The sequence below is a fragment of the Dyella sp. 333MFSha genome, from assembly GCF_900102405.1.
In the GTDB taxonomy this organism is placed as follows: domain Bacteria; phylum Pseudomonadota; class Gammaproteobacteria; order Xanthomonadales; family Rhodanobacteraceae; genus Luteibacter; species Luteibacter mycovicinus.
The window spans coordinates 77,229-102,960 of the sequence record NZ_FNBR01000002.1; the positions used below are offsets into that span (position 1 = coordinate 77,229).

26 protein-coding genes are annotated in these 25,732 nt (G+C 65.3%); 8 read left to right on the top strand and 18 right to left on the bottom strand.

Annotated elements, in window-relative coordinates:
• Window positions 1–13 precede the first annotated feature (13 nt).
• Window positions 14–466, bottom strand: a complete 453-nt coding sequence (locus BLT40_RS07655) for an SUF system Fe-S cluster assembly regulator (RefSeq protein WP_079522868.1) — start codon at window positions 464–466, stop codon at window positions 14–16.
• Here BLT40_RS07655 and BLT40_RS20250 point away from each other — a divergent pair.
• The 3 genes from BLT40_RS20250 (at window position 404) to BLT40_RS07670 (ending at window position 2,568) form a co-directional block, all read left to right on the top strand.
• Window positions 404–817: a hypothetical protein gene (locus BLT40_RS20250; protein ID WP_176809125.1), complete on the top strand. Its 414-nt coding sequence runs from the start codon at window positions 404–406 to the stop codon at window positions 815–817. The two genes, BLT40_RS07655 and BLT40_RS20250, sit on opposite strands and share 63 nt — an antisense overlap.
• A gap of 97 nt (window positions 818–914) precedes the next feature.
• Window positions 915–1,253: a P-II family nitrogen regulator gene (locus BLT40_RS07665; RefSeq protein WP_036110894.1), complete on the top strand. Its 339-nt coding sequence runs from the start codon at window positions 915–917 to the stop codon at window positions 1,251–1,253.
• Window positions 1,243–2,568 carry an ammonium transporter gene (locus tag BLT40_RS07670; protein ID WP_090352577.1) on the top strand — a complete coding sequence of 442 codons (1,326 nt, stop codon included), beginning with the start codon at window positions 1,243–1,245 and terminating at the stop codon, window positions 2,566–2,568. Before BLT40_RS07665 ends, BLT40_RS07670 begins: the two co-directional genes overlap by 11 nt.
• A 75-nt stretch (window positions 2,569–2,643) precedes the next feature.
• Here the strand turns inward: BLT40_RS07670 and BLT40_RS07675 are convergent, their stop codons facing one another.
• From BLT40_RS07675 to BLT40_RS07695, 5 genes are all read right to left on the bottom strand, one after another.
• Window positions 2,644–2,868 carry a hypothetical protein gene (locus BLT40_RS07675; protein ID WP_090352578.1) on the bottom strand — a complete coding sequence of 75 codons (225 nt, stop codon included), beginning with the start codon at window positions 2,866–2,868 and terminating at the stop codon, window positions 2,644–2,646.
• Between the two features lie 136 nt (window positions 2,869–3,004).
• The gene (locus tag BLT40_RS07680) at window positions 3,005–4,282 is read right to left on the bottom strand and encodes a nucleotide sugar dehydrogenase (protein WP_090352579.1); all 1,278 of its coding nucleotides are present in this window, start codon (window positions 4,280–4,282) and stop codon (window positions 3,005–3,007) included.
• Window positions 4,283–4,359: 77 nt separating this feature from the next.
• Window positions 4,360–4,854 (bottom strand): RidA family protein, encoded by a 495-nt coding sequence (locus tag BLT40_RS07685; protein WP_090352580.1) that lies wholly within the window; start codon window positions 4,852–4,854, stop codon window positions 4,360–4,362.
• A 3-nt stretch (window positions 4,855–4,857) separates the two neighbouring features.
• Window positions 4,858–5,280: a c-type cytochrome gene (locus BLT40_RS07690; RefSeq protein ID WP_090352581.1), complete on the bottom strand. Its 423-nt coding sequence runs from the start codon at window positions 5,278–5,280 to the stop codon at window positions 4,858–4,860.
• The gene (locus BLT40_RS07695) at window positions 5,277–6,878 is read right to left on the bottom strand and encodes a flavin monoamine oxidase family protein (protein ID WP_218124537.1); all 1,602 of its coding nucleotides are present in this window, start codon (window positions 6,876–6,878) and stop codon (window positions 5,277–5,279) included. The genes BLT40_RS07690 and BLT40_RS07695 overlap by 4 nt, the downstream gene beginning before the upstream one ends.
• A 154-nt stretch (window positions 6,879–7,032) precedes the next feature.
• Here BLT40_RS07695 and BLT40_RS07700 point away from each other — a divergent pair, with 154 nt between their 5' ends.
• Together BLT40_RS07700 and murU are read left to right on the top strand one after the other, a co-directional pair.
• Entirely contained in the window at window positions 7,033–8,046 is a 1,014-nt protein-coding gene (locus tag BLT40_RS07700) for an aminoglycoside phosphotransferase family protein (RefSeq protein ID WP_090352583.1), read from the top strand.
• Window positions 8,043–8,714, top strand: coding sequence for an N-acetylmuramate alpha-1-phosphate uridylyltransferase MurU (gene murU / locus BLT40_RS07705; RefSeq protein ID WP_090352584.1), 672 nt, complete (start codon window positions 8,043–8,045; stop codon window positions 8,712–8,714). The genes BLT40_RS07700 and murU overlap by 4 nt, the downstream gene beginning before the upstream one ends.
• A 60-nt stretch (window positions 8,715–8,774) precedes the next feature.
• Here murU and BLT40_RS07710 read toward each other — a convergent pair whose 3' ends face one another.
• From BLT40_RS07710 to BLT40_RS07730, 5 genes are all read right to left on the bottom strand, one after another.
• Window positions 8,775–9,002, bottom strand: coding sequence for a hypothetical protein (locus BLT40_RS07710; RefSeq protein WP_036110866.1), 228 nt, complete (start codon window positions 9,000–9,002; stop codon window positions 8,775–8,777).
• A gap of 89 nt (window positions 9,003–9,091) precedes the next feature.
• The gene (motB, locus tag BLT40_RS07715) at window positions 9,092–10,132 is read right to left on the bottom strand and encodes a flagellar motor protein MotB (RefSeq protein WP_090352585.1); all 1,041 of its coding nucleotides are present in this window, start codon (window positions 10,130–10,132) and stop codon (window positions 9,092–9,094) included.
• A 6-nt stretch (window positions 10,133–10,138) separates the two neighbouring features.
• Window positions 10,139–10,993, bottom strand: a complete 855-nt coding sequence (motA, locus tag BLT40_RS07720; protein ID WP_036110862.1) for a flagellar motor stator protein MotA — start codon at window positions 10,991–10,993, stop codon at window positions 10,139–10,141.
• A 79-nt stretch (window positions 10,994–11,072) separates the two neighbouring features.
• Window positions 11,073–12,386, bottom strand: a complete 1,314-nt coding sequence (locus tag BLT40_RS07725; protein ID WP_090352586.1) for a two-component system sensor histidine kinase NtrB — start codon at window positions 12,384–12,386, stop codon at window positions 11,073–11,075.
• Between the two features lie 121 nt (window positions 12,387–12,507).
• The gene (locus BLT40_RS07730) at window positions 12,508–12,786 is read right to left on the bottom strand and encodes a hypothetical protein (protein WP_036110859.1); all 279 of its coding nucleotides are present in this window, start codon (window positions 12,784–12,786) and stop codon (window positions 12,508–12,510) included.
• A 201-nt stretch (window positions 12,787–12,987) separates the two neighbouring features.
• Between BLT40_RS07730 and BLT40_RS07735 the strand changes: the two genes are divergently transcribed.
• The gene (locus tag BLT40_RS07735; protein WP_036110855.1) at window positions 12,988–13,227 is read left to right on the top strand and encodes a hypothetical protein; all 240 of its coding nucleotides are present in this window, start codon (window positions 12,988–12,990) and stop codon (window positions 13,225–13,227) included.
• Window positions 13,228–14,210: 983 nt separating this feature from the next.
• Here BLT40_RS07735 and secF read toward each other — a convergent pair.
• The 4 genes from secF to tgt form a co-directional block, all read right to left on the bottom strand.
• Entirely contained in the window at window positions 14,211–15,173 is a 963-nt protein-coding gene (gene secF / locus BLT40_RS07740; protein WP_036110852.1) for a protein translocase subunit SecF, read from the bottom strand.
• A 12-nt stretch (window positions 15,174–15,185) separates the two neighbouring features.
• Window positions 15,186–17,066, bottom strand: a complete 1,881-nt coding sequence (gene secD / locus BLT40_RS07745; RefSeq protein WP_079522588.1) for a protein translocase subunit SecD — start codon at window positions 17,064–17,066, stop codon at window positions 15,186–15,188.
• A gap of 59 nt (window positions 17,067–17,125) precedes the next feature.
• Window positions 17,126–17,467 carry a preprotein translocase subunit YajC gene (gene yajC / locus BLT40_RS07750; RefSeq protein ID WP_036110847.1) on the bottom strand — a complete coding sequence of 114 codons (342 nt, stop codon included), beginning with the start codon at window positions 17,465–17,467 and terminating at the stop codon, window positions 17,126–17,128.
• Window positions 17,468–17,609: 142 nt separating this feature from the next.
• Window positions 17,610–18,740: a tRNA guanosine(34) transglycosylase Tgt gene (tgt, locus tag BLT40_RS07755; RefSeq protein ID WP_090352587.1), complete on the bottom strand. Its 1,131-nt coding sequence runs from the start codon at window positions 18,738–18,740 to the stop codon at window positions 17,610–17,612.
• Window positions 18,741–18,959: 219 nt separating this feature from the next.
• On the opposite strand from tgt, the gene BLT40_RS07760 reads away from it, so the two are divergent.
• Both BLT40_RS07760 and BLT40_RS07765 read left to right on the top strand, forming a co-directional pair.
• On the top strand, window positions 18,960–20,132 hold the full coding sequence (locus BLT40_RS07760; protein ID WP_090352588.1) for a flagellar hook-length control protein FliK: 1,173 nt from the start codon (window positions 18,960–18,962) through the stop codon (window positions 20,130–20,132).
• Complete coding sequence (locus BLT40_RS07765; RefSeq protein WP_036110839.1) at window positions 20,129–20,392, top strand: hypothetical protein; 264 nt, start codon at window positions 20,129–20,131, stop codon at window positions 20,390–20,392. The genes BLT40_RS07760 and BLT40_RS07765 overlap by 4 nt, the downstream gene beginning before the upstream one ends.
• A 36-nt stretch (window positions 20,393–20,428) precedes the next feature.
• Here BLT40_RS07765 and murD read toward each other — a convergent pair whose 3' ends face one another.
• The 3 genes from murD to BLT40_RS07780 are packed head-to-tail and all read right to left on the bottom strand — an operon-like array spanning window position 20,429 to window position 25,726.
• Window positions 20,429–21,781, bottom strand: coding sequence for a UDP-N-acetylmuramoyl-L-alanine--D-glutamate ligase (murD, locus tag BLT40_RS07770; RefSeq protein WP_090352589.1), 1,353 nt, complete (start codon window positions 21,779–21,781; stop codon window positions 20,429–20,431).
• Complete coding sequence (murL, locus tag BLT40_RS07775; protein WP_090352590.1) at window positions 21,768–23,117, bottom strand: UDP-N-acetyl-alpha-D-muramoyl-L-alanyl-L-glutamate epimerase; 1,350 nt, start codon at window positions 23,115–23,117, stop codon at window positions 21,768–21,770. The genes murD and murL overlap by 14 nt, the downstream gene beginning before the upstream one ends.
• Window positions 23,114–25,726 carry a bifunctional aspartate kinase/diaminopimelate decarboxylase gene (locus BLT40_RS07780; RefSeq protein ID WP_255363976.1) on the bottom strand — a complete coding sequence of 871 codons (2,613 nt, stop codon included), beginning with the start codon at window positions 25,724–25,726 and terminating at the stop codon, window positions 23,114–23,116. Before BLT40_RS07780 ends, murL begins: the two co-directional genes overlap by 4 nt.
• Between the last annotated feature and the right edge of the window lie 6 nt (window positions 25,727–25,732).

Genomic DNA, 25,732 nt, shown 5'->3' on the forward strand with positions numbered 1-25,732 from the left:
TTCTCACTCTCGTTCATGCGTTCGCCTGCGCGACGGTGGTCGCGTTCTTCGCCGACGCCATGGAGCGGTCGGCCAGCATCTGGGCCAGGGTCAGGGCGCGCAGCACGCCACCGATCGCCCCGGAAACGGAGCGCCAGCTGTCGCTGACGCCGCACTGGGACTGACGTTCGCACTGGCCATGGGCCACGCTGCACTCCGTCATCCCGATCGGCCCTTCCATCGCTTCGACGATGTCGGCCAGGCTGATCGCCTCGGCCGGCCGCGCCAGACGGTAGCCGCCGTTGACGCCGCGAAACGATTCCACCAGCCCGGCGTGTCCCAGCAGCTTGAGCAGCTTGGACACCGTGGGCAACTCCAGGCGCGCCTCCTCCGCGATCTGAGCGGTGCTCAGAACGTCGGCAGGATGGGCGGCGATGCAAGTCATCACCACCGTCGCGTAGTCGGTCAATCGGCTGACACGGAGCATGGGGGAAGGGGCACAGTCAATACCGGACCAAAATGGTACTGTTTTCCGGCCCTCGATGCAACGCGGAGCGGCTTAGATGAAGAACAACAGCGCAAGCTGTTCCGCGATGTCGACGAAATGCAGACGATGGTGGATACATCGCTCAACTTCTTCCGCGACGACAGTGAGCATGAGCCGTCCACGCGGTTCAATCTGTCGGAACTGGTGAATACGGTGGCCGACGAATTCCGCGGCGTCGGCAACGACGTGAGCTTCCAGTCGTCGGAAAGCGTGCGCCACAAGGCACCCATATGGTGCAAAATACTTCCCCTTTCTGAGGCAAATCGTCTCGGGGTGCGACCTCCGATGTGACTGAATGGGCTGCGGCCCAATGGGTTGGCGGTCCCATCGAAGCTGGCACGCATCCTGCTCTGCTCTCCCCAGCCAAACCAAAGGGGAACCGCGGCACATGAAGTGGATCAACGCCATCATCAAGCCGTTTACGCTGGACGACGTCCGCGAAGCGCTCGCCGAGGTCGGCGTACAGGGCATGACCGTCACGGAGGTCAAAGGCTTCGGCCGCCAGCACGGCCACACCGAACTCTACCGCGGCGCCGAGTACGTCGTGGACTTCCTGCCCAAGCTGAAGATCGAGATCGCCGTCACCGACGAGCAGCTCGAGCGCGCCGTCGAGGCCATCAGCACCGCGGCACGCACGGGAAAGATCGGCGACGGCAAGATCTTCGTCATCGACCTCGAGCAGGCCATCCGTATCCGCACGCAGGAGGTCGACGGCGATGCGCTTTAAGCTCCCACGCGCGCTCGCCGCGAGCGCTCTCCTTCTTCCCGGCCTGGCCTTTGCGCAGGCCGCCGCACCGGCGAAGCTCGACTCCGGCGATACCGCCTGGATGCTCACGGCTACGATGCTGGTGCTGCTGATGACCATCCCCGGCCTCGCCCTGTTCTACGGCGGCATGGTCCGTGCGAAGAACCTGCTCTCAGTTCTGATGCAGTGCTTCGCCATCACCGCGCTGGTCACCGTGCTCTGGGTCGTCTATGGCTACTCCGTGGCCTTCGACAACACGGGCATGGCGGCGGGCTCCACGAACATCCACTCGTTCATCGGTGGCTTCGGCCACGCGATGCTGGCGGGGCTCAAGCCGGACAGTCTGTACCTCACGATCCCCGAAGGGGTTTTCGTGATGTTCCAGATGACATTCGCGATCATCACGCCCGCGCTCATCGTCGGCGCCATCGCCGAGCGCATGAAGTTCTCCGCGCTACTGGTCTTCACCGCCCTGTGGTTCACGCTGGTCTATCTGCCGGTCGCGCACATGGTCTGGGGTGGCCCCGGTTCGTTCCTCGGCGACCTCGGCGTGCTCGACTTCGCCGGTGGCACGGTGGTCCACATCAACGCGGGTATCGCCGGTCTCGTCGGCTGCCTGGTGATCGGCAAGCGTCGCGGTTACCCGAACACGCCCATGCCGCCGCACAACCTCGGCTACACCCTGATCGGCGCGAGCATGCTCTGGCTGGGCTGGTTCGGCTTCAACGCCGGCTCGGCTGTCGCGGCTAACGGCAGCGCGGGCATGGCGATGCTGGTGACGCAGATCGCCACCGCCGCCGCGGCGATCGGCTGGACCGCGATCGAATGGCTGACCCATCGCCGTCCAAGCGTGCTGGGTATCGCCTCGGGTGCCGTGGCCGGCCTCGTCGCCATCACGCCCGCCGCCGGTACGTGCGGTCCGGGTGGCGCGCTGGTACTCGGTCTCGTTGCCGGCGTGGTGTGTTTCTTCTGTGCGACCAGGCTGAAGCGTAAGTTCGGCTACGACGATTCGCTGGACGTATTCGGCGTGCATGCCATCGCCGGCATCATCGGTGCGCTGCTTACCGGTCCGCTGGCCGCGCCGGTCCTGGGTGGCTTCGGCACGGTCACCGACCTGGGTGGCCAGTTCTGGATCCAGTGCAAGGGCGTCGGCTTCACCGTCGTCTACAGCGCGGTGTTGAGCTATGTCATCTTCAAGGGCATCGCCGTGACGATGGGTCTGCGTGTGGATGAAGAACAGGAACAGGTGGGCCTGGACATCGCGCTGCACGAGGAGCGTGGTTACAACCTCTCCTGAGCGGTTCTGTCCGTCCGGTGGATGAAGAAAGGCCAGGCAATCGCCTGGCCTTTCCATTTCCACATCCGTGAGCGATCAGTTCACCCAGTGGCAGCGACGCTCGGTGTGATAGTGGTGATGATGATCGTACACGCGTACCGGCTTGCAGACCTGGTGGCGATGATGCACCGGGCGATGCGGCGGAACCGGATGATGGTCATAAGCGTTGGCGGCCAGAGGCGCCATGAAGGCGGCAGCCATCACGAGAATGCCGAGGGCCCGCGAACCCTTGCGGTTGGTGCTTCCGGTGGTGAGCGTCATGTTGCGTTCCTGTTCCAGTGGGCGGGAACACAACGTCGCCGTTCCGGCTGAGCGAGTCAATACGTTCGTAAAAACTGCCATGACGGCATTCAGCAAGGTTGATGCGAAGCGAAGAACCGCAAGTTCTTTCGCTCACTCACAGGCGCCCGTCGACGCTGTTCTGAGGCAGCACGGACTTCACGTCGTACACCACCGCACCCGCCTTACCGAACGCGCGAATCTTCTCCGGACCGAACGCACGGAACTCGTCATGCGCCACGGCGACGATGACCGCATCGTAGACGCCCTCTTCAATTGCCTCGATCGTACGCACGCCGTATTCGCGGGCGCACTCTTCGTTATCGACCCACGGATCGTAGACATCGACCCGGGCCATCGACTGCTCCAGATCGCGAACGATGTCGATCACCCGCGTATTGCGCAGGTCCGGGCAGTTTTCCTTGAAGGCGAACCCGAGCACCAGCACGCGTGCATCGACAATGTGCAGGCGCCGCTCGCTCATCAGGCGGATGACGCGGTCGGCCACGTATGTGCCCATGCGGCTGTTGATCCGCCGCGCGGCGAGGATCAGTTCCGGGTGATATCCCGTGACCTCCGCCTTGTGCGTGAGGTAATACGGGTCGACACCGATGCAATGCCCGCCCACCAGACCCGGACGGAACGGCAGGAAGTTCCACTTCGTTCCGGCCGCCTCGAGCACCTCACCCGTGTCGATCCCAAGACGGTTGAAGATCAGGGCCAGTTCGTTGACCAGCGCGATGTTGACGTCGCGCTGTACGTTCTCGATCACCTTGGCCGCTTCCGCGATGCGTACCGATGAGGTCTTGTGCGTACCGGCGGTGATGATCGTGCGGTACAGCGCATCCACGCGGTCGGCGGCATCGGGCGTCGAGCCCGAGGTGAGCTTGCGGATATCCACCACACGGCGGGCGTGGTCGCCGGGATTGATGCGCTCGGGGCTGTAGCCGCAGTGGAAGTCCACGTTGAAGACCAGTCCGGAGCCCGCTTCGAGAATCGGCACGCAGATCTCTTCGGTCGTACCCGGATAGACGGTGGATTCGAAGATGACCAGGTCGCCCCGCGTGAGCACTCCACCGAGCATGCGGCAGGCTTTCTCCAGCGGCTCGAGGTCCGGCCGCTGCGCCTCGTCGATCGGCGTGGGCACGGTGACGATATAGACGTTGCGGTCGGCTAGATCGGTCACGTCACCGGTGTAGCGGAGGCGCGCGGCGGCGCTCAGCGCTTCGCCGGTGACTTCCAGGGTGTGGTCGTGGCCAGCGCGCAGCTCGGCGAGGCGTGCCGGTGCGATGTCGAAACCGAGGGTATCGAAGTGCCGGCCGAATTCGACGGCAAGCGGCAGTCCAACGTAACCGAGACCGATGATGCCGATCCGCGGATCAGGAGTAAGAGCCATGAGGCGCCCGGGCTTCCAAAAGAAACGAAGCGTACACGGCGGAGCGGCGGCTTAGTACCACCGCCCCGTCAGGTGCGTCACGGACGAACGGCGGTGACCTCGATTTCGACAAGGAAACTGGGGTTGGCGAGGGCCGCCACCTGCACCGCCGAACGCGACGGCAGGTTGGGCTGGGCCGCCGTGCCGAAGAACTGCGTGTAGCCCGCCATGAAACCGGTGAAGTCCATCTTGCCGCCCTTGGCCGGGTCACCGACCAGGAACGCCTGCATCTTGACCACGTCGCCCATGGTCAGGCCCATGCCCTTGAGCTGCTTCTCGATCGAGGTCAGCACGCCCACCGTCTGCGTCTTGGTGTCGCCATAGGCCTGCGGGCTGTCCTTGGGCGCGCTCGCGTCGGCGACCGGCGCCACCGCGCCGCTGAGGAAGACCAGCGTCTTGCCCGCCGGGATCTCCACGGCGGCCGAAATCGGAAAGGTGCTGTTGGGGATCTTGTGCCGGACCACGTCGGCGGCGAAAGCGGGCGTCGTGGCAAGAAGGGCCAGGATCGGCAGGAGACGGCTTGTCTTGGTCATGCGTCAGTCTTCCTCGGAGTTGTCGGCGGGTGGACGGAATGGCTTCACGTCTTCCGGCTTAAGGGTATCGGCGTAGTGATTGCCGAAGTGCGTGCGCACGTAGTTGACCACGTCGGCGACCTGGGCGTCCGACAGCTGCCTCCCGAACGCGGGCATGCCACCTCGCCCGTTCACGACCATGACGGTGGGATACGCGGCGGCGGCGAGTTTCGGATTGTCAGCCAGTGCCGGGTAGTGCCCGGCACCGACCGCGCCCTTGCCGTCGGGCATGTGGCAGCCCTGGCAGATGTGCGTGAAGATCTGCTGACCGGTGACGTGCGAGATGTCTTTCGCATCGAGAAAATCGGCATCGGTGGTCTGCGCTGCCTGCGCGATACCGGCGGACAACAAGGCCGCGACGGCGGTGGCCAGAGCGAAGCCTCTCATGCGCGACCTCCCGCCATCGCCTTGCGATGCAGCTGATCGATGGCCGAGAGCGACGACAGGATCGCGCCCTCCTGCCATGCAGGAAGATAGGACGCGTGCTCACCGGCAAGCACGATGCGACCGTCGAGCGAACAGAGATCGGCGAAGTGCTTTTCGCGCGTCGCGTCGGTCCAGCCGCCGAAGCAGCCGAGCGTGAACGGCACCCGGTGCCAGGCGACCGACATGCCGTTCTCGAATGACGTCTTGTACTGCGGATGGATCTGCGAGCCGTACTCGACGGCCTTGCGGATACGCGCGGCGGGATCGAGCGCGGTGAATTCAAAGGCCTCCATCGCGAACGTATACGAGCCGAGCAGCACGCCCTTCTTCGTGCCGATGCCATGGCTCGGATAGGAAATCATGCCGATCGGCGTGTCGGTGACACTGATGCCGCCGTAGATCGCCTCGTCCTCTTCCCAGAATCGACGATCGAACTGCAGACCGATCTTCGACGACGACCAGTACGGCACGGCCGAGATGGCGGCGGCCTTGGCCGGCGATACCTGCACGGGAATCTGACTGAGGATCGACAGAGGAATCGTGCACACGCACCAGTCCGCTTTCGCCTGACGGGGCTGACCGGGCTTTCGCGCATCCTCGTAGGTCACGGTGACGCCGTGCTCGTCCTGAGCGATGGCGGTGACCCTGGCGTTGTACTCGATGTGCTCGCCGACGCGCTGCGTAAAGGCCTTGCCGATCGCATCCATGCCGCCGACCGGCTGCATCATCGTCGTCTGGTATTCGTACTGCGCATTCATCCCCAGACCGGCCCAGAGCTTTGCCTGAAGCACTTCGGAGAGGCCATTGGGTGTCGAAAACTCAGGCTTGCCGTCGACACCACCACCGGCGTGCTTCGCATAACCGCGATGCTCGCTGCTCGCGCGGCCCGCGACGTAGCGAAAGTCCTTGTCGAGGCCGCCGAACTCACGCATGGCCTCGAGCAGGATCTCGCGATCCTCCTTCGTTACCATGTCGTCCAGGCGCCCTTTCCCGGTCGCCTTGGCAAGCAGCTCGGCGATGCCGCCGTGCAGGTCGGCCTGGACTTCGCGCAGCCGTTGCGGCTTGCCGCCGTAGGCTTTCGTACTGTGCAGATAAGCGTTGTGATTCACCTGCACGAATGGTTCGAGCGCAACGCCGAACTGTCGGCAGTAGTCGAGCACGCCATGGTGATGGTAGGGAATGCGCCAGGGACCGGGATTGAAGTACTGGTCCTTGTCGAACCCGCAGGTCTGCGTATGGCCACCCAGTTCGGTGTAGACATCACCGCCGCGGATCGTCCAGTTGCGGCCACCCGCACGTGCGTTGTACTCGAGCACCTGAACCTTGTAGCCCGCCTTGCCCAGCTCGTATGCCGCCACCAGGCCCGCGAGTCCGGCACCGAGAATCAGCACCGTCCCCTTACCCGAACCCTGCAGTGGCGAGGGTCGCCGATACGGCGATTCCTTCGCAAAACCCAGCTGAGTCATGGACTGGTACATCAGTGCGCCGCCCCCGGCCACACCGATCATTCGCAAGAGATCTCGCCGCGTCATGGACGTCGGCCGACAGTCGCCTTCCATCAAGTTTCACCCCCGAGCAGGAACCCCGTTCACGCAGAATAACCACATGTTGCGACGCACAACAACTGGTCAAACGTCACGCACCAATCCGGTGCAATGACACGTCTGCACAAAGGCTCTAAGCTGCCCGCACAGTCCACTGCAAAGATCATCCATGACCGTCTCCGATGACCGTTCCGCAGCCCGCCTTACGTGGGCGCGCCACGCTACCGGCCAAGCCACGCTCGTGCTCGAACCCGCTTCCGCCGATGCCAGCTTTCGCAGCTACTGGCGCGGTTACGTCGACGGACAACCGGTGATCGTGATGGATTCTCCACCGGACAAAGAGAACCCCGCACCATGGGTGGAGATCGGTAAACGTCTTGCCGACGCGGGCCTGCACGTGCCCACGGTGATGGTCGCGGACCTCGGGCAAGGCTTCCTGCTGATCGAAGATCTCGGCACGCGTACGTATCTGCCCGAACTCGGCGACGCGACCGTCGACGCGCTCTACGGGGATGCGCTGGACGCACTGCTCCGCATGCAGTCGCATGTCGATACATCGGGACTGCCGTCGTTCGATCACGCATGGCAGACGATGGAAATGGAAATCATGCCGACGTGGCTGCTCGAACGGCACCTGGGCGTCACGCTGGCCTGTGAGGAATGGGACGTCGTCGAGGGAGCCTTCACCGCGATCCTGCGCACGCTGGCCGAACAGCCTCGTGCGTTCATGCATCGGGACTATCACAGCCGTAACCTGCTGGTCACCACGGAACGCTCGCCCGGCATTATCGATTTTCAGGGCGCCATGTCCGGGCCGATCACCTACGACCTGGCATCGCTGCTGCGCGATGCCTACATCGTCTGGGACAACGAACGCGTGGAGGGCTGGGTCGAGGCGTACCGCCTTCGTCTGCTCGATGCGCGCCTGCTCGATGAGACCGTCGACACCGATCGTTTCCGCCGCTGGTTCGATCTCGCCGGACTGCAGCGCCACATCAAGATCCTGGGCCTGTTCTGCCGCCTCTGCTACCGCGATGGCAAACCGGGCTATCTCGACGACCTTCCCCGCGTCCTGCGCTACGTGCTCGACACCGCACGCCGACATGCGGATGTCGCTCCCCTTGCGGACCTGATCGAAGCGAAGATCGGCGGACGTGACCTGCGTCAGGCGAATCCCGCGTGAGGCATGCACTCATCCTCGCCGCCGGGCTCGGCGAGCGCATGCGGCCACTGACCGATCACACGCCGAAGCCCCTGCTCGACGTACATGGCAAGCCGCTGATCGTGCACCATATCGAGAAGCTGGCGGCGGCGGATGTCCGCTACATCGTGATCAACACCTCCCATCTGGCGGATCGATTCCCCGAGGCACTCGGCGACGGTTCGCGGTGGGGCGTGCGGCTTCGCTATTCGTATGAAGGCCCGACGCCGCTGGAGACGGGCGGCGGCATGCTCAAAGCGCTGCCCTTACTCGGCACCGCGCCGTTTATCGTCGTCAGTGCGGATATCTGGAGCGATATCGACTACGCGGCATTGCCGGCCGAACCGGAAGGCGTCGCGCATCTGGTGATGGTGCCCAACCCGGACTTCCATCCGGCGGGCGATTTCGCGCTCGGGGATGGACGTCTATATGGCGATGACGCGCCCGCGTCGGCGCAGCGCCTGACGTTCGGTAACGTAGGTGTCTACCGGCGGGAGATCGTCGAACACGAGACACCGGGCAGGTTCAAACTGCTTCCGATGTATCGGCGCGCGATCGCACAGGGACGCCTTTCTGGCGAAAAATTCGAGGGATTTTGGCGAAATGTCGGTACACCGGCGCAACTCGACGAACTGCGCACGCTACGTTGACCGACCGACGATGCCGGCGAACGAAGAGGGCTATCGCCACCCTCTTCGTCGCGGACGACGTTATTGAACGGTGACGGTGTTCAGTTCACGCAATCGCTCGTGACCCATCGCGAACGCCTGATTGAAGGCGCTGGTGATATCGACGAAGTCATGCGTGCCGGTATTGGCTTCTATTTCTTCACCGACGTGATCGAGAATCCGGTAGCTCGCGCGATAGACCTGCTCACCGCCGATACCATTGTGTTTCACCGCTTTCGCAACCACTCGGAACTTGCTCTGGTTTTCCACTGCAACTCCTCCCCCCTGTCACGTCTCCGATACTGACCGGGGAAGATGACTGTTGCAAGTGACTTCGGTTTCGTCCCGAAGGCACCCGGTCAACCGCCTGGCGCAGCCGGCGCCGCCGCAGGCGCAGGCGCGACGTTGCCCGCGACCGCTGCCTGCGGTGCCGGCGGCGCCGCGGCGGCGGCACCGCCGGCGGTGTGCTCTTCCTCGGCCGAGTGCAGCGTCGCCGCCTGCGGCAGTGTGGCTGGCGGCACCGATGCGACCTCAGGCGACAGCGCGGCCCTGGCCGCGTCGTGCGTCATGACCACGATGCTGATGCGTCGGTTGATCGGCGAGGACGGATCGTTCTTGTCGAACGGCACGGATGCCGCGAGGCCGACGACACGCGCCACCTTGTCCGCCTGCATACCGCCATCCGTGAGCGTGCGACGCGCGGCATTGGCACGGTCGGCCGAAAGCTCCCAGTTACCGTAAGCCTGACTCGCGCGCACGTAAGGCGAATTATCCGTGTGGCCGGAGATGCTGATCTGGTTCGGCACCTGGTTCACGAAGCCGGCCAGTTCGTGCAGGATCTGCACGGTGTACGGTTTCAGCGCACCGCTGCCCGTGTCGAACATCGGGCGATTCTGTTTGTCGACGATCTGAATGCGCAGGCCTTCCGACGTGATATCGAGCAGCAGCTGATCCTTGTACGGGGCCATCGCCTGACTCCTGGCGATCGCCTCGTTGAGGTCCTTCATCAGCTGTTCGAGGCGGCGCTTTTCCTGCGCCTTCGCCAGCTTCTCGGCGTCGGCGGCGGTGGCCGGCCTGGCGAATGCCTGCTGGTCACCCGGCCCCTTGGGCAGGTCCATCGCGCCACCGAGCTTGATCATGCTGGTGCTGGCACCGCCGGGCCCCATCTTGCCCGACGGCGCCATGGTGGACTGCCCCGCCGTCATGCTCGGATTCTTGAAGTATTCCGAGATGGCGGCGCGCTGCTGTTTCGTCCCCGCACCGACGAGCCACATCACGAGGAAGAAGGCCATCATCGCGGTCACGAAGTCCGCGTACGCGACCTTCCACGCTCCACCGTGGTGGCCGTGGCCGCCCGCCTTTTTCTTGCGGACAATGATGACCTGCTTCAACTCGCTCATCGGGACTTACCGTGCGGCCTTCAGGTGCGCTTCCAGATCCTGGAAGGTCGGACGGGTGCCGGACTGCAGCGACTTGCGGGCGAACTCCACCGAGACCATCGGGTTGTAACCGCGAAGGTTGGCAAGCAGCGCCACCTTGACGCACTCGAACGCCTTGCCATCGGTGTTGACGCGCGCTTCCATCGCCGCCGCCAGGGGACCGATGAAGCCATAGCACAGCAGGATGCCGAGGAAGGTGCCCACCAACGCGCCGGCGATGTGCTCACCGATAACCGCCGCGTCGCCGTCGATCGACTTCATGGTGATGACGATGCCGAGCACCGCCGCCACGATACCGAAGCCAGGCAGCGCATCGGCCATTTTCTGCACGGCATGCGCCGGAGCGGCCGCTTCGTGATGATGCGTCTCCAGCTCGACGTCGAGCAGTTGCTCGAGCTCGTGCGGATCCATGCTGCCGCCGACGATGAGGCGCAGGCAGTCGGTGATGAAGTCGATGAGGTGATGTTCCGCGATGAGACGCGGATACGCCGAGAACAGCGAACTGTTCGCCGGATCCTCGATATGCGCTTCCATGCCGAGCTGCCCTTCCTTACGCATCTTGATGAAGATGTCGTAGAGCAGCGACAGCAGATCGACATAGTCCTGACGGCGGTACTTCGGGCCCTTGAGCAGCGCGATGCCGTCACGGACCGAGCCCTTGACGATGTCCATCGAGTTGGCGCTGATGAAGGCGCCAATGGCGCCGCCGAAGATGATGAGCAGTTCGTACGGCTGCCAGAGCGCACCGATCGAGCCGTGTGAAAGAACGTAGCCGCCCAGTACGGAGACGAGGACGACGATGGACCCGATAATGACCAGCATGACTTGCTTCCTCCTAACCCTGTGCGTATCGGCCGGACCGGCCGATAGTTGAGGAATTCCGTCACAATTACTGCACGTTTTACCCGCCGGATTCGAGTAGTCCGGCGTAGTGCGGAAAGACCAGCCGAATGCGCGTACCGATGCCGGCGTCGCTCTCGATCTCCACCCCGCCGCCGGCCTGCGCCACCGTGCCGTATACCTGCGCCAGGCCCAGGCCTGAGCCACCGGGCTTCGTCGTAAAATACGGCTCGAACAGGCGATGCCGGACTTCCTCCGACATCCCTCCCCCTGTATCGGCCACGGTGATGAAGACCTGACGCAGGGTTTCGCTATCGCGCATCGCGCTGGCAGATACCGGGTCGCCCCGTCGCTCGCCCACTTCGATGACCACGGTGCCGAAGCCCTCCATGGCGTCCCGGGCGTTGAGGCACACATTCATCAGAGCCTGCTCCAGCCCCTGCCGGTCGAGCAACGCGGGCAGTGGTGCCGGCTGGCGAAGCACCTCGATGCCGACCCGGCCGCCAAGGGCATGGCGGGCGAAGTCCGCAAAACCCTCCACCAGGACACCGATATCGACCGGTTCCGCCTGGTAGGGGTGGTTGCGTGCGAAGGCGAGCAGACGACGCGTGAGCGCCGTCGCATGACGCGCACCCTCCATCGCGTAGGTCAGCATGCGGCGGTGCCTGGGTTGCAGTTCGGCGGCATCGTCCTCCAGTCCTGAAAGACTGACGATCACCGTCTGCAGCATGTTGTTGAAGTCGTGCGCGATGCCGCTGACCAGCTGGCCGACCGCCTGCTGTTTCTGCGCCTGACGAGCGCTCGCCTCGGCGAGGTCGCGCGCGTGGGTCGCCATCGCGAGTTGCTCGCTCACGCCGGCGAGCCGGTTTTCGGCGTCGCGGCGCGCTCCGTGCTCGGACTCGAATCGCTCCAGCAGTGAGCCATACCGGCTCGACGCGGTGGCCGAGCGGGCGACTGTCTCGTTGAGACGGTCCTGAAGCAGTTCGTTGATGGACTCGATCGCGGCCTGCAGTTCGACCCTCTCGGTCACGTCCCGACTGATTACGACCAGATGGTCGAGCCGGTCGTCGGCCACGACCCCGGCGACCATCACTTCCCACCAGCGCGACGCCCCGGTCGCCGACGGCCGTGGCGCGACGAAGTCGACGCGCTCGCCGGACAGGGCGCGGTCGAGTACCCGGGTGACCATCGCGTGCGCTTCCGGCGGCCACAGATCGACCCAGCGCGTGCCGATCAGGCGCTCCGGCTCCTCGGATGTCAGCGCCGAGCTGCCCATGCCGGCGATAAAGCGGATCACGCCGTGCCGATCCAGTTCCTTCATGCAGTCGGCGGACGCCTCGACGAATTGCCTGTACAGCCCGTCTTCGCTTGTCATGGCCCGCTCGTTATCCCCTGATCACATTGCCCCGCCGCCCCTATGACGCACCGCGGCGCCGGGGCGTGTCAAGCGAATCGACAGCGGGAGCGGTCAGACCGTGCGGGTGCGGGCCGGCGAATCAGTCGTCCGCGTCGTCCGTCCGGTCGTCGTCGAAGCCGGTCTCGCCTTCGGCAAACGCAGGCGCGCCGTCGTCGTCCACGCCCAGCACCAGGCCGAGGGCCTTCTCCGCCGCCTCAGCGGCACTGTCTTCGTCGCGGAAGCTGCGATTCTCGTAGACCGCGAAGTACGACGGGAAGCTGCCGTCCGCCGGATGGGAAGCGATCAGGGCCGTGTAGCGCGAGCCTTCACGGATCGCACTGCTCTTCAGGGTAAAGCCGGGGAATTCGCGCTGTGCCATGTACCGTGACCTCGATGGGGCGGAAAGTCTAACGTAGCCGGAGGGTTGCCGGTTCTCTTGCATCGAAACCCTCAGCAAATCCCACCGATTGTTCAGAAAAAGTCACTTGCCTTGCGGAATTTTGTAGGGTATTTCCTACATCAAGCGTCCTCACATAGACTTCACGAAGGGCGCGAAACAGGGGAACAGGGGCAGTACCGAATGAATCTCACCACCACCACGTCGCCGTCGCGGCGCCTTGCGTGGGCCGTCGCGGCCGTACTCGCTATTGCCGGCATCGCCGGCCTGGCACTCGCGCCCATGGTCGCCGCCGCGATCCCGCGCACGGCTATCCAGATGGTTTACGCATGGCTCTGTGCTTCCCTCGTGGGCTCCGCTTACGTCGTCGTCACGCTTGCGAACGATGCCGAAGGCGCCACCGAGGACAGGGACGACTTCTGATCTCAGGGATGGGGTGAAAACTGAGGGCTCGCCGGTGGCGGGCCTTTTTTTGTGGTCGTCTTTTTGGGGGGCTCGGCTTCGCCATCGCGTTTGGCTTGCCGCGGCGTGTGATGTCGCGTTCAAGAGCCGGCGGGTGCCACCCTCGCGTCCACGCCTGCGGCGACCCCTCAAGGAGGGCCGCTACCGCGGCCGTGTATCAATGGCCTTCGGCCGGGTCGGGCTCCGACTGGGGGTTTTCGAGTCGGCTGTCCCTGCCTCCCCGAAAACGGCCGGTCATCCCTGACCGGCCCCCTGCGGGCCTCTCCCAGTCGAAGCCCTCGCCTGCGGCTACCGGACGCGAGGGTGGCACCCGCCGGCTCTTTGGGGGACTGAGGTTGCGTGGGGTCGAGCGGCGGTTCGCTTCGTTGGCTGGGACCGCTCGCCTGCCTGTTTCGGATGGCCTCGTTCGCCTTAGCCGGGGTGAGGGTTCGCGAACAGGGTTCGCTCCTACCGCACGGCGACCGCAATGGGGGGATACATGGCGGCCTGTAGGAGCGCGCCCTGCGCGCGAAAAGCCAACGAAGCGAAGAAGCCACACCCCGCTCGACCACCAACCCACCTCGGTACACCAAAGAGACGGCGGGGGTGACCCTCGAGGCCGGTAGCCGCAGGCGAGGGCTTCGACTGGACGAGGCCGCGCAGGCGGGGCCGGTCAGGGATGACCGGCCGTTTTCGGGGAGGCAGGGACAGCCGACTCGAAAACCCCCAGGCGAAGCCCGACCCCGCCCGTAGGGCAATAAGCATACGGCCGCGGTAGCGGCCCTTCCCTGAGGGGTCGCCGCAGGCGTGGCCTCGAGGGTCACCTCCGCCGGCTCTTACCGACAACACCGCACGCCGCGACAAAGCCAAACGCGATGGCGCCAGCCGAGCCCTCACAATTTACAAGGGCAAAAAAAAACCCGGCGACCGAAGCCCCCGGGTTTCCGAAGCGGAACGAAGCAGCCTTACGGGCGGCGCGCCAGTTCCGGGTCTTCCTTGCTGACGGGCATCAGGTCCTGCTTCGACACGCCGAGCCAGAGAAGGATCGGGCTGGCGACGAAGATCGAGGACAGCGTGCCGACCACGATACCGATCAGCATGGTGATCGCGAAGGCATGGACGACGGGACCGCCGATGAAGAACAGCGCGGCCATGGTGATGCCGGTGAACAGCGAGGTGATGATCGTTCGCGACAGCGTGCTGTTGATCGAACGGTTGAGCACTTCTTCCGGCGTGGCGTTACGGCTGGAGCGGAACAGCTCGCGGACACGGTCGAAGACGACGACCTTATCGTTGATCGAGTAACCGACCACCGCCAGCACTGAGGCGAGCACCGTCAGGTCGAACTCACGCTGGGTCAGCGCGAAGATACCCAGGGTCACGAGAACGTCGTGGACTTCGGTGGCGAGCGCGGCGATGGCGAAGCGCTTCTCGAAGCGGATCCACAGGTAACCCATAATGCCGATGATGACGAAGGCGACGGCGACGATACCGTCGCTGCGGAGCTCCTCACCCACCTGCGGGCCGACGAAGGACTTGCTCTTCATCGTCACATCGGGGCGGGTGGTCTTCAGGGCGGCGATGATGTCTGAGGAGACCTTGGTTGCCGCCTCCTCACCGACCAGCGTGACCGAGCCCTTGTCGTCCTTGGGCAACATGCGCACGTTGAACTCGCGCGTGCCGCCGACCGACTGCACCAGCGGGTTTTCGATGCCGGCCTTTTCGAGCGTGGCGCGGACCTCGTTGACCTCGATCGGCTGCGCGTAGTCGACGATGACCGAGACGCCGCCCAGGAAGTCCTGGCCGTAGTTGAAACCCTTGGTCAGGATCAGGCCGATCGAGCCCAGCATAAGCAGCACGGCGAGGCCGATGCTGTACTTGCGCAGACCGAGGAAGTTGAAGTTCGAGTTGTGATTGAAGATTTCCATGGCGTCCTCCCGTCAGACCGACAGGGTCTTGAGCTTGCGGCCGCCGTGGATCAGCGCCGTGATGGCATGGGTCACCGTCACCGACGTGAACATCGAGGTCAGGATACCGATGAAGAGCGTGACACCGAAGCCCTTGATCGGACCCGAACCCATGGTCATCAGACCGAGCGCGGCGAGCAAGTGGGTCACGTTGGCGTCGAGAATCGTCGCCCACGCCTTGTCGTAACCGGTGCGGATAGCCGCGAGCGGCGACGAGCCGTTGCGGAGTTCCTCGCGGATACGTTCGCAGATCAGCACGTTGGCATCGATCGCCATACCCAGCGTCAGCACGATACCGGCGATGCCGGGCATCGTCAGCGTCACGTGGATCAGCGACATCACCGCGACGAGCAGGACGAGGTTGAAGAACAGGGCGATGTCCGCGACGATGCCGAACAGCTTGTAGTAGATGGCCGCGGCGATCAGCACGAGGCCGAGGCCGAGCATCACCGCCTTGAAACCGCGGTCGATGTTGTCCGCGCCGAGGCTGGGACCGATGACGCTTTCGCCGACGATGTCGACCGGTGCCGCGAGCGAACCGCCGCGCAGCAGCAGGGCGAGATCGGAGGCTTCGGCGTCGCTGGGCAGGCCGTTGGTCGAGAACTGCTTGCCGAACGGCGAGCTGATGTTCGCGTAGTTGATGACTTCCTCGGTCGTCTTCGGCGTCTTCACTTCCTTGCCGTCGACCATCTTGATGTCGTTGGTACGCGTGATGTACAGCACGGCCATCGGCTTGCCGACGTTACCGTTGGTGAAGTCCTGCATCTTGCGGGCGGCGGCGCTGTTCAGCGTGACGCTGACGTTCGGCGTGCCGTTCTGCTGGTCGCGACCCGAGACGGCCGAGGTCAGCTGATCGCCCGTGGCGATGACGGTCTTGCTGAGCAGGTACGGGCGACGATCGCGGCCGTAATACAGCTTGGCGTCGGGCGGCACGCTGCCACTGCGGGCGGCATCCATGGCCTGCTGCGGGGTGTACAGGCCGGCGCGGTATTCCAGGGTGGCGGTCGCGCCGATCAGACGCTTGGCCTCGGCCGTGTCCTGCACGCCGGCCAGCTCGACGATGATCTGGCTCTGGCCCTGCTGCTGGATCAGCGGCTCGGACACGCCCAGTTCGTTCACACGCTGGCGCAGCGTGGTGACGTTCTGGGTGATGGCGCTCTGAGCGAGCTCGCGCAGCTTGGCCGGCTTGACCACGGCATTGAGCGTGAAGCGGTTGCCCGTGGACGGACCATCGGAAACCGTCAGATCGGTGAACTCGGTAGCGATGAGCGACGCGGCGGCCTGGCGATCGGCGTCGCTGCGCAGGATGATGCCGATGCCCTGACCGCGCGGATTGCGCGCCACCGAGTCGTACGAGATCTTCCTGTCACGCAGCAGCGAGCGGACGTCGTCCGCGTAGCGGGTTTCCTGACCGTCGATCACGGCGTTCTGGTCGACTTCCATCAGGAAGTGCACACCGCCCTGCAGATCGAGGCCCAGCGGCATCGAGTACGCGTTGATCGAGCGCAGCCACGACGGCACGGTCGAGGCGAGGTTGAGCGCGACCGTGTAGTCGTCACCGAGCGCGCCGCGAAGCGCGTCGGACGCCTTCGCCTGCGCGTCGGCACTGGCGAACCGCGCCAGCAGGCGGCTGCCTTTCTCGGACGACGTCACGTCGACGCTCGCTGCCGGAACGTGGGCCGTGGCAAGAATGCTCTCGACCTTGGTCTTCAGCGTGGCGTCGACGGCGCTGCCGTGGTTACCCGAGATCTGCACGGCGGGCTGCGGCGTATAGACGTTCGGCAGCGCGTAGACGATGCCGAACAGCAATACGATCACAACCAGCGCGTATTTCCAGCGTGGAAAATCACTCATGCCTTACATTCCGTGGAGGCGGCCGGGTGCCGGCCGCAGCTGACGCGATGAGATGAAGCTCAGGACTTCTTGAGGCTGCCCTTCGGCAGCACCTGGGTGATCGAGCTCTTCTGGACCTGGACGACGGTGCCCGGAGCGATCTCGACACGGACGAAGGCCTCACCCACGTCTTCGATACGGCCGGCCATGCCGCCGCTCATCACGACCTCGTCGCCCTTGCTCAGCGCCGAGAGCAGGTTGCGGTGCTCCTTCTGACGCTTCATCTGCGGGCGGATCATCATGAAATAGAAGATGCCGAACAGCACCGCCATCATGATCAGCGGCGAGAAGCTCAGAGCGCCCTGGGGTGCGGCAGCGGGGGCAGTGGCCTGGGCAATGGCGGCGAACGTCGGAAGGCTCATCGGATATCTCGCAAGTCATGGAACAGCCAAGGAAAAGCGGCTGCTCACGTAAAAAGATCGTGGATTATGCCACGCGCCCCGGTGCTTATGTACCGGACTCGTCAAGGCTTCTGGGGGCGCCGGACAGCGCCCTCAAGCCCGGTCAGCCGTCGACGACGGCCTTTTGGCGGGCCGCATAGAAGGCGGTAACGAAGTCGTCGAGGGTACCCGTCTCGATCGCGCCTCGCAGCCCGGCCATCAAGCGCTGGTAGTGCCGCAGGTTGTGCATCGTCGCCAGCTGGCTGGCCAGGATCTCGTTGCAGCGATCGAGATGTCGCAGGTAGGCGCGCGAGAAGCCGTTGGCGCAGGCGTAGCAGTCGCAACCTTCTTCGATCACGCGGGTATCGGTAGCGAACTTCGCGTTCCGGATGCGCAACGTGCCTTCATACGTGAAGAGGAACCCGTTGCGCGCGTTGCGCGTAGGCATCACGCAATCGAACATGTCGATGCCGCGACGGACGGCCTCGACAATGTCTTCGGGGCGTCCCACCCCCATCAGATAACGGGGGCGATCCTTTGGCAGCATCGGCAGGGTCAGGTCGAGCGTGTGATTGCGCTCCGCCTCCGGCTCGCCGACGGCCAGACCACCCACGGCGTAACCGTCGAAGCCGATCTCCACCAGCCGCTCCGCCGAACGGTGGCGCAGCTTTTCGTACGTACTGCCCTGGACGATGCCGAACAGCGCGTTGGGGTTTTTCAGGTGGTCGAAAGACTGGCGGGAACGCTCGGCCCAGCGCAGGCTGAGCTCCATCGAGTCAGAGGCGACCTTTTCGGTCGCCGGATACGGCGTGCATTCGTCGAAAATCATCGCGACGTCGGAGTCCAGCACCTTCTGGATCCGCATCGACTCCTCGGGCGAGAGGAACACCTTCGACCCATCCACCGGGGAGGCGAAGGTCACCCCCTCTTCGGTGATCTTGCGCTTGTGCGCCAGCGAGAAGACCTGGAAACCACCCGAATCGGTGAGGATCGGCTTGTTCCAGCCGATGAACTTATGCAGCCCGCCGAATTCGCCGACGATCTCGAGGCCAGGCCGCAGAAACAGGTGAAAGGTATTGCCGAGGATGATCTCCGCGCCGGTGTCGAGGACATCGCGCGGGGTCATGGCTTTCACGGAGCCGTAGGTGCCCACCGGCATGAAGGCCGGGGTTTCGACGGTGCCGCGGCCGAATCGGAGACGGCCACGCCGGGCCGCGCCATCGGTGGCGAGGAGTTCGAAGGGAAGCTGGGTCATCCGCGTAGTGTACCGGGAGTCGGCCCTTCGGACCTGCAGGTCGGGCGCTGCGCGGACGGAGAGCATTACCTTGCCGGGGCGGCGGCCCACCGCGCTCGCCGTTTACGCGTACAGGTGTCGGCAAGCGCCAACCTAAAGTTCCGCACGTTTCCGCCGATTCCTATGCCACAGGAGCGAGCCCAGACCGGGGTCCGCCCAGGCCCTCGGAGGACCTGCCCTTTGATCATCCAGCCGACCAGTATCGCCGCCCAGCTATGGGCCGGCGCGGCAGCGGGCACCACCGCGGCCGTTGATGCCTGGCGGGTGGGTACGCTGCTGACGGCACGCGTCATGGGGCAGAACGACATCGGCAAGCTGCTGCTGGACATCGGCGGTATCACGGTGGAGGCCGACACCACGGGCACCCAGCTTCCCCAGCAGTTTCAGGTGCGCGTCCTGACCCAGGGCGCTCAGCCCCAGCTCGAAGTCCTCATCGCCCACCCCGAGGAAGGCGTCACGATGCAGGGACTGCGCGAACGGCTGCCGCTGCAGAATGGTTACGCGCCGCTGCTCGGCGCACTGGCCTCACTGGCGCGCAGCCCGGTGGCCCGCTCGCTGCCGGCACCCCTGCGAGCCGCACTCGCCACGCTCGAGGCTTCGATCAGCGGACCCGATGACGTCAGCACGCCGATGGGCATGAAGGAAGCCATCGCCAAGAGCGGCAGCTTCCTCGAATCCCATCTCGCCGAGCCGACGAAAGAGACCCCGGCGGCCGACGATTTCAAGGCGGCATTGATGGCGCTCCGCCGCACGCTGGCCGATCTTCCGCCGACGCGAAGCGCATCGGGCGTCAGCACCGGCCCCGGACTTCCGCGCCAGCTTGGTGACACACCCCCGCCGCTCGCCCAGCGCGCACTGATTGCCCAGCCTCGCGTGGCGGAATTCGCCATCACCGAAGACGACGTCGACGCGCTGGTCGGCCAGTTACGGACCGACACACGTGCCGCACTGTCCCGTGTCGAGATCGGTCAGCTGGAATCCCAGCCGCAGGCCGGACTATGGATGATCGAAGTGCCGCTGGCGAACGCGCGCGGTTACGACGTGCTCCAGTTGCGGATCGAGGAAGGCAAGCCAGGCCCTGGCGAGCCGGATGGCCTGTGGACGGTCGGATTCGCCATCGACCCGCCCGCGCTGGGCGCCGTACAGGGTGAGATCCAGCTGCGCATACCGCGCGTGTCGGTGCGCCTGTGGGTACAACAGGCCGACACCGTGTCGCGCCTGGAAACCGAATTCGTCTCGCTGCGGCGCGTGCTCGAGAAAAGCGGCCTGCAGCTCGATCATTTCTCCTGCATGCACGGCCTGCCCGTGCCGACCAGCGCGTATAGCGCGGTCCTCCTCGAAGCCCGCGCATGAATCCGTCCCTGCCCTCCCCGCGCCGCAGTGTCACGCTGCGGCTCGCGACGCCGACCAGCAATGGGAAAACCCAGCGTGTCGACGCCGACAGCGTGAAAAACATGCTGGAGCGCGCGCAGGCGCTGGGGCTCGCACCGCAACTGGATCCGCAGATCGCTACCTTGCTGGCGGCCGTGCGGCTGCGCGACGACGTGCCGCCGGAGCTGTATGCGGCACTGGCGGCGGTGGTGGGGACCTTACTCGGGGCTGTCGAGGCCTGATGCGCCGCGGCTCACGTCAGCCTGTCGGCGACGGCGTCAGCTGACGCCCAGCCCCTGAATACGGGCCGCGCCGGCTTCAAACCCCGCCAGCTCGGCAAAGCGTTTGCCACGCTCCGCATAATCCCTGAACTGGTCGAAGCTCGGCGCACCCGGCGACAGCACGACGACGCCCTCGCCGCTCAGGGCGTTACGCGCGGCACCGACGGCGGCGGCGAGATCCGCTGCCCGATAAACATTCGCGACACCCGCCGCCTCCAGCGCATCCGCGATACGCGAACCGCTGGCACCCTGGCACACGATCGCCTCAGGCGCATCCAGGCGCATCGCTTCCACAAACGGCGTCCAGTCGAGACCGCGATCGTGCCCGCCGACGATCAGCGCGACACGTTCCGCTCCCACGCTTTCGAGCGCGGCAAGACTCGCCAGCGGCGTCGTGCTGATCGAATCGTTGATCCAGCGCAGGCCATGGATCTCGCCCAGCGGCTGCAACCGATGCGGCAGAGGCACAAAGGTGGACAACGCAGGCGCGGCGGCACGCGCATCGAGGCCGGCGATCTCCAGTGCGGCAAGGGCGGCACACGCGTTGACCGCGTTGTGAAGACCCGGCGCGGACACGGCGGACGCCCCGATCACGTTTTCGCTTCCACGCCGAATCCAGCCGTCGGCGACATGCCAGTGTGCCTCGTCGCCAAACGTATGCAGACCGGGATGGCCCGCCGCTCGCGCCATCAACGCAGGCTGCATCGCGTTGACCAGCACCTGCGCGGATGACGCCAGCAACTTCAGTTTGTCGCTGACGTAACGCTCGCGCGAGCCGTGCCAGTCGAGGTGTTCTTCGTAGAGACTGGTGACGACGCCAAGCCCGACACCAAACGCTTCGCCGGTCTGGAAACTCGACAGTTCGATCACCCACAGATCGGCGCTCTCGCCATCGAGCTCGAGCATTGGCAAGCCGATGTTGCCGGCCAGTGCCGTGCGCGCACCCAACGAACGCGCAAGATGCGCGATCAAAGCGGATGTGGTGCTTTTGCCCTTGGTACCCGTCACCGCTATGGTCTTCGCCGTCACATGGGCGGCGAACCAGAGCGCGGTGCCCGATGTAAAACGCGTGCCGCGCGCCTGCGCATCGAGCAGTTCGGGCTTGTACGCGGAGATACCGGGGGACTTGATGACGATGTCGTACGACGCGAGCGCATCGGCATCGGGGGCCACGTCATGTACGTGCGCCCATGGAAACGAAGCACGTGCCGCGGCCGCCTCGTCGGACGAACAGTAGACATCGACCAGCTGACCCGGCAGATGCCGGGCCAGCGCGTCGAGGGCCGCACGCCCTTCGCGACCGAAACCCCAGACGGCGACGCGGCGCCCCTCGAGATCAGCCCAGCGCATCCAGCGCTCCGAGCAGACGCGATGGCACGAGGTGCGACGCACCCGGCTTCAGCCAGGGCTCGAGTGCGAGCTCGGACGAGTCGAGTTGCGGAAGAATCTCGCGACGGAAACGCGACACCAGCGCGTCTTCGCGCCACTCCGGACGCTCCGCCAGCGACGCGAGCGCGGCGCGCGCTTCGGCGCCCTCGCCCACGCACTCGAACGGCTTGTGGTTCTTGTATTCGAGCAACGCGTCGAACGCGTCGGCCAGCGAGTCGTCGTCGAGCAGGTTGCGCCCGAAGATCGATACCAGCCGCGGTTTGGCCATGAACGGCGCGAGCGCGAGAAACACGAAATGGCATTTCGGGCACTGACCGCACCAGCGATCCGCCGGCTTGGGGCCGAGGATACGGAAGTTCCGGTTGCAGCTGGAGAACGCATCGAAATACGCCGCGCCAAGGCGCGCGAATGCGCTGGTCACCGCGAGCTCCGACCACGGTCGCAGGAGCGAGCAGTAGTCGAGATCGGCGGCGACATGCGAATGCAGGTAGTCGTGGAAGGTCTTCTCGAAACCGAAGCCCTTGCTCCACTGGTGATTCACTTCCTGGCCTTCGTATTCCAGCGTGGCGACCGATGCCGAACGTTCATTGGCGAATACGATGGAGTCGTAGCCGTACAACAGAGCCGCCAGCGTCAGAATGGCCGAGTTGATCGCCGTCACGGGGATATGCCCGTTCCACGCGCCCAGGCGGTTCAGTTCGAACAGACCCGGCGCCAGCTCGCGCGAAATGTTCAGCGTCGACAGACCGGTTCGCGCCGCACATTCGGCGATGAGCGGCGAATTGCCGACCCACGCCGCCGTCGCGTCACCACCGATCGACTTCACGGCCTCGACGGCGACCACGGAATCCTTGCCGCCACCGATCGGCAGCAACGAGCGTGCCGGCAAACCGATCGCGGGGGCCGCGACGCGATCGCGACTTTCGAACGGAAACGCGATACGCCCACGCAGATCCAGCCGGTTGCGATAGGCGAACTCGGCCAGACCATGCAGATACAGCGCATCGGCAAGCGTCGCCGTCTCTTCGTCGAGCGGCTCGCCTTCGATCACGATCGACGGCGGGATGCCCGCCTTGTAGTAGCTGACACCGGCGACGATATGCAGCAGACGGAGTGCCGACGCGAACGCCGCCTCGCGCTCCGGCGGGACCGCCGGCGCCCCCGGAAACGTAACGCGCTCGATCAGCTCGAGGCCGTCGTCGAAGGCGTAGACCAGCTCGGCGACACCATCGACGAAGGTGTGACGGACGAAGCGGAAGCGCTCGCTTCCGCGTGGATCGGTGAGGTTGGCGGTCACGGCAGCAGCACCTCGTCGGCTTCGTCACGAAGGTTGTAGCGCGACGACATGACGGCACCGTATGCGCCGCCCTGCGCCACGAGGATCACATCGTCCTCTTTCGATTCCGGCAGGCGCCGGTCCGAACCGAGGATGTCACCGGACTCGCAGATGGGGCCGACCACCTGGTACATCGTGGTCGCCGCTTCACCGTGGCGCGTGAGGTTCACGATCTCGTGCCAGGCATCGTAGAGCGCGGGACGGATCAGGCTGTTCATGCCCGTGTCGAGACCGAGGTAACGCACGTTGGCGCCCTTCTCCTTTTCCTGCGTGACACGCGCCAGCAGCACGCCGGCATCGGCCACCAGATAGCGGCCGGGCTCCATCCACAACTGGAACTGCGGATAGGCCTGACGTACCGAGGTCAGCACGCGATCGAGCGCCGGCATGTCGAGCGCGGTCTCGCCCGGATGCGACGGCACGCCCAGGCCTCCGCCGATGTTCAGCACGGTGATGGTGCCGATACGCTCCGCGAGTGCCGCCAGCTGCGAGTAGACCTCGCCCCAGTGCGCGGCATCGAGAATGCCCGAGCCCAGATGCGCATGCAGGCCGATCACCCGTGCGCCCGCGGCATCGGCCAGACGCAGGAAACGGTCGATCTGCTCGATCGGCACACCGAACTTGCTGCCGGTACCGCCCGTTTTCACCTTGTCGTGGTGCCCCAGCCCGCGACCGAGGTCCACGCGCAGAATGATCTCGCGACCGGCGAACAGATCGCTCCAGTGCTCGATCGGATACAGCGCGTCGATGGTGATGGTCGCGCGCGTCCGCAACGCGGCTTCGAAATCGCGACGCGCGGCGAAGTTCGGAGTGAACAGCAGCGGCGTGCTCTCGGGCACCGCCGCCGAGACGGTGGCGAGCTCGCCCGGCGAGACGCACTCGAAGGCAAAGCCTTCTTCCGCCAGCACCTTGAGGATGCCCGGATGCGTATTGGCCTTGACCGCGTAATGCGCGCGGTCCACCGCCTGCAGCGATTTCACCCGGCGTGCCTGCGCACGCACGGTCGGCAGATGATAGACGTAGCGCGGCGTGCGCTCTTTCGCGAGGTCGACGAGCTTCACGCGCTCGCCCTGCCACCATGCGGCGGCCGGCAGCACCTGTTCGCCCGCACCGTACAAGGCCTGCCACGACGGCCCGAACACCACGCTGTCGTCCGTGCGCAGGGCGCCCGCACCGATCAGGAGTTCGTGCAGACGCGGCAGCATGTCGTCCACCACGTCCTCGTCGACGACGAAGGTCAGGTTGAGGTTGTTGGACGACTGCGAGATCAGGTGGACGCGAAGCTGGCCGAACTCGGCCAGCACACCCGACAGCTTGTGCAGCATCGAGCGCATGCCGCGGCCGACCAGCGTGATCGCCGCGCACGGCGCGATCACCTTCACTCTGCAGACGCGCGCCAGATCCGCGGCAAGCGCGGCGATGGCGTCGGAATCGAGCAGGTTCTCGGTCGGGTCGAGCGACACCGTGACATTGGTTTCCGCCGAGCCGATCAGATCGACGGAGAGACCATGCCGGCGAAAGGCATCGAACACGTCGGCCAGGAAGCCGACCTGCTGCCACATGCCCACCGACTCCATCGAGACCAGCGTGATGCCCTTTCGCGCGCTGATCGCCTTGATGCTGGGTGCGTGTTCGCGGATCTCGGGACCGATGAAAGTGCCTTCCAGCTCGGGCCGGTTGGTGTCCTTGATCAGCAGCGGCACGCGGGGCTCGCGCAGCGGAGACAGGCAGCGCGGGTGCAGCACCTTGGCGCCGGTGGAGGCGATTTCCTGGGCTTCTTCGTAGTCCAGGCGCTGGAGCAGGCGCGCGCCGGCGACCTGGCGCGGGTTGGCACTGAACATGCCCGCCACGTCGGTCCAGATCTCCACGCGGGATGCCGCCAGCAGCGCCCCGAAATAAGCCGCCGACGTATCCGAACCGCCGCGACCGAGCAGCACCGTGCGGCCATCCTCGTCGCAGGCGATGAAGCCCTGGGTGATGAAGACCTCGCCGCGCGCGGCCAGCGAGGCCGTCAGGGCGGCATCGTGATGCGGCTCGACCATCGCCGAGAGCAGGCGGGTCCGCTCGTTCTGGTTTGGCAAGGCCACCGAATGCAGGCACTCGCGCGCGTCCACCCACGTGGTGGGCAGACCGTTCGCGCTGAGGAATGCCGCACCGAGCGCGCTGGACATCAGCTCGCCATGCGCCTGAACACGGGCCTGCCAGGCCAGTTCACCGAGCTCGCCGGCACCGCTGTCGGCAAGACCGGCCAGATCGGCCAGGCGCGCGCCGAGCGTCTCCGGCATGGCGAGCGACATTTCGGCGAGCAGGGCGTGGTGGCGATCGGCCAGGGCGGCGGCCGCGTCCGAGCGGCGTTTCGATTCCGTGTGCGTGCAAAGCTGTTTCAGGCCGTCCGTAATGCCGGACAGGGCCGAGACCACGATCAGCACGCGCGCGCCTTCGGCGCGGCGGCTGGCGGCCAGCTCGAGGATATTGCGCCAGCGTGCGGCGGTGGCCACCGAAGTGCCGCCGAACTTCATGACGATCCAGGGCGCGTTGAGAGGCAACGGCGCGTTTGCGTTTTCGCTCACGGGACT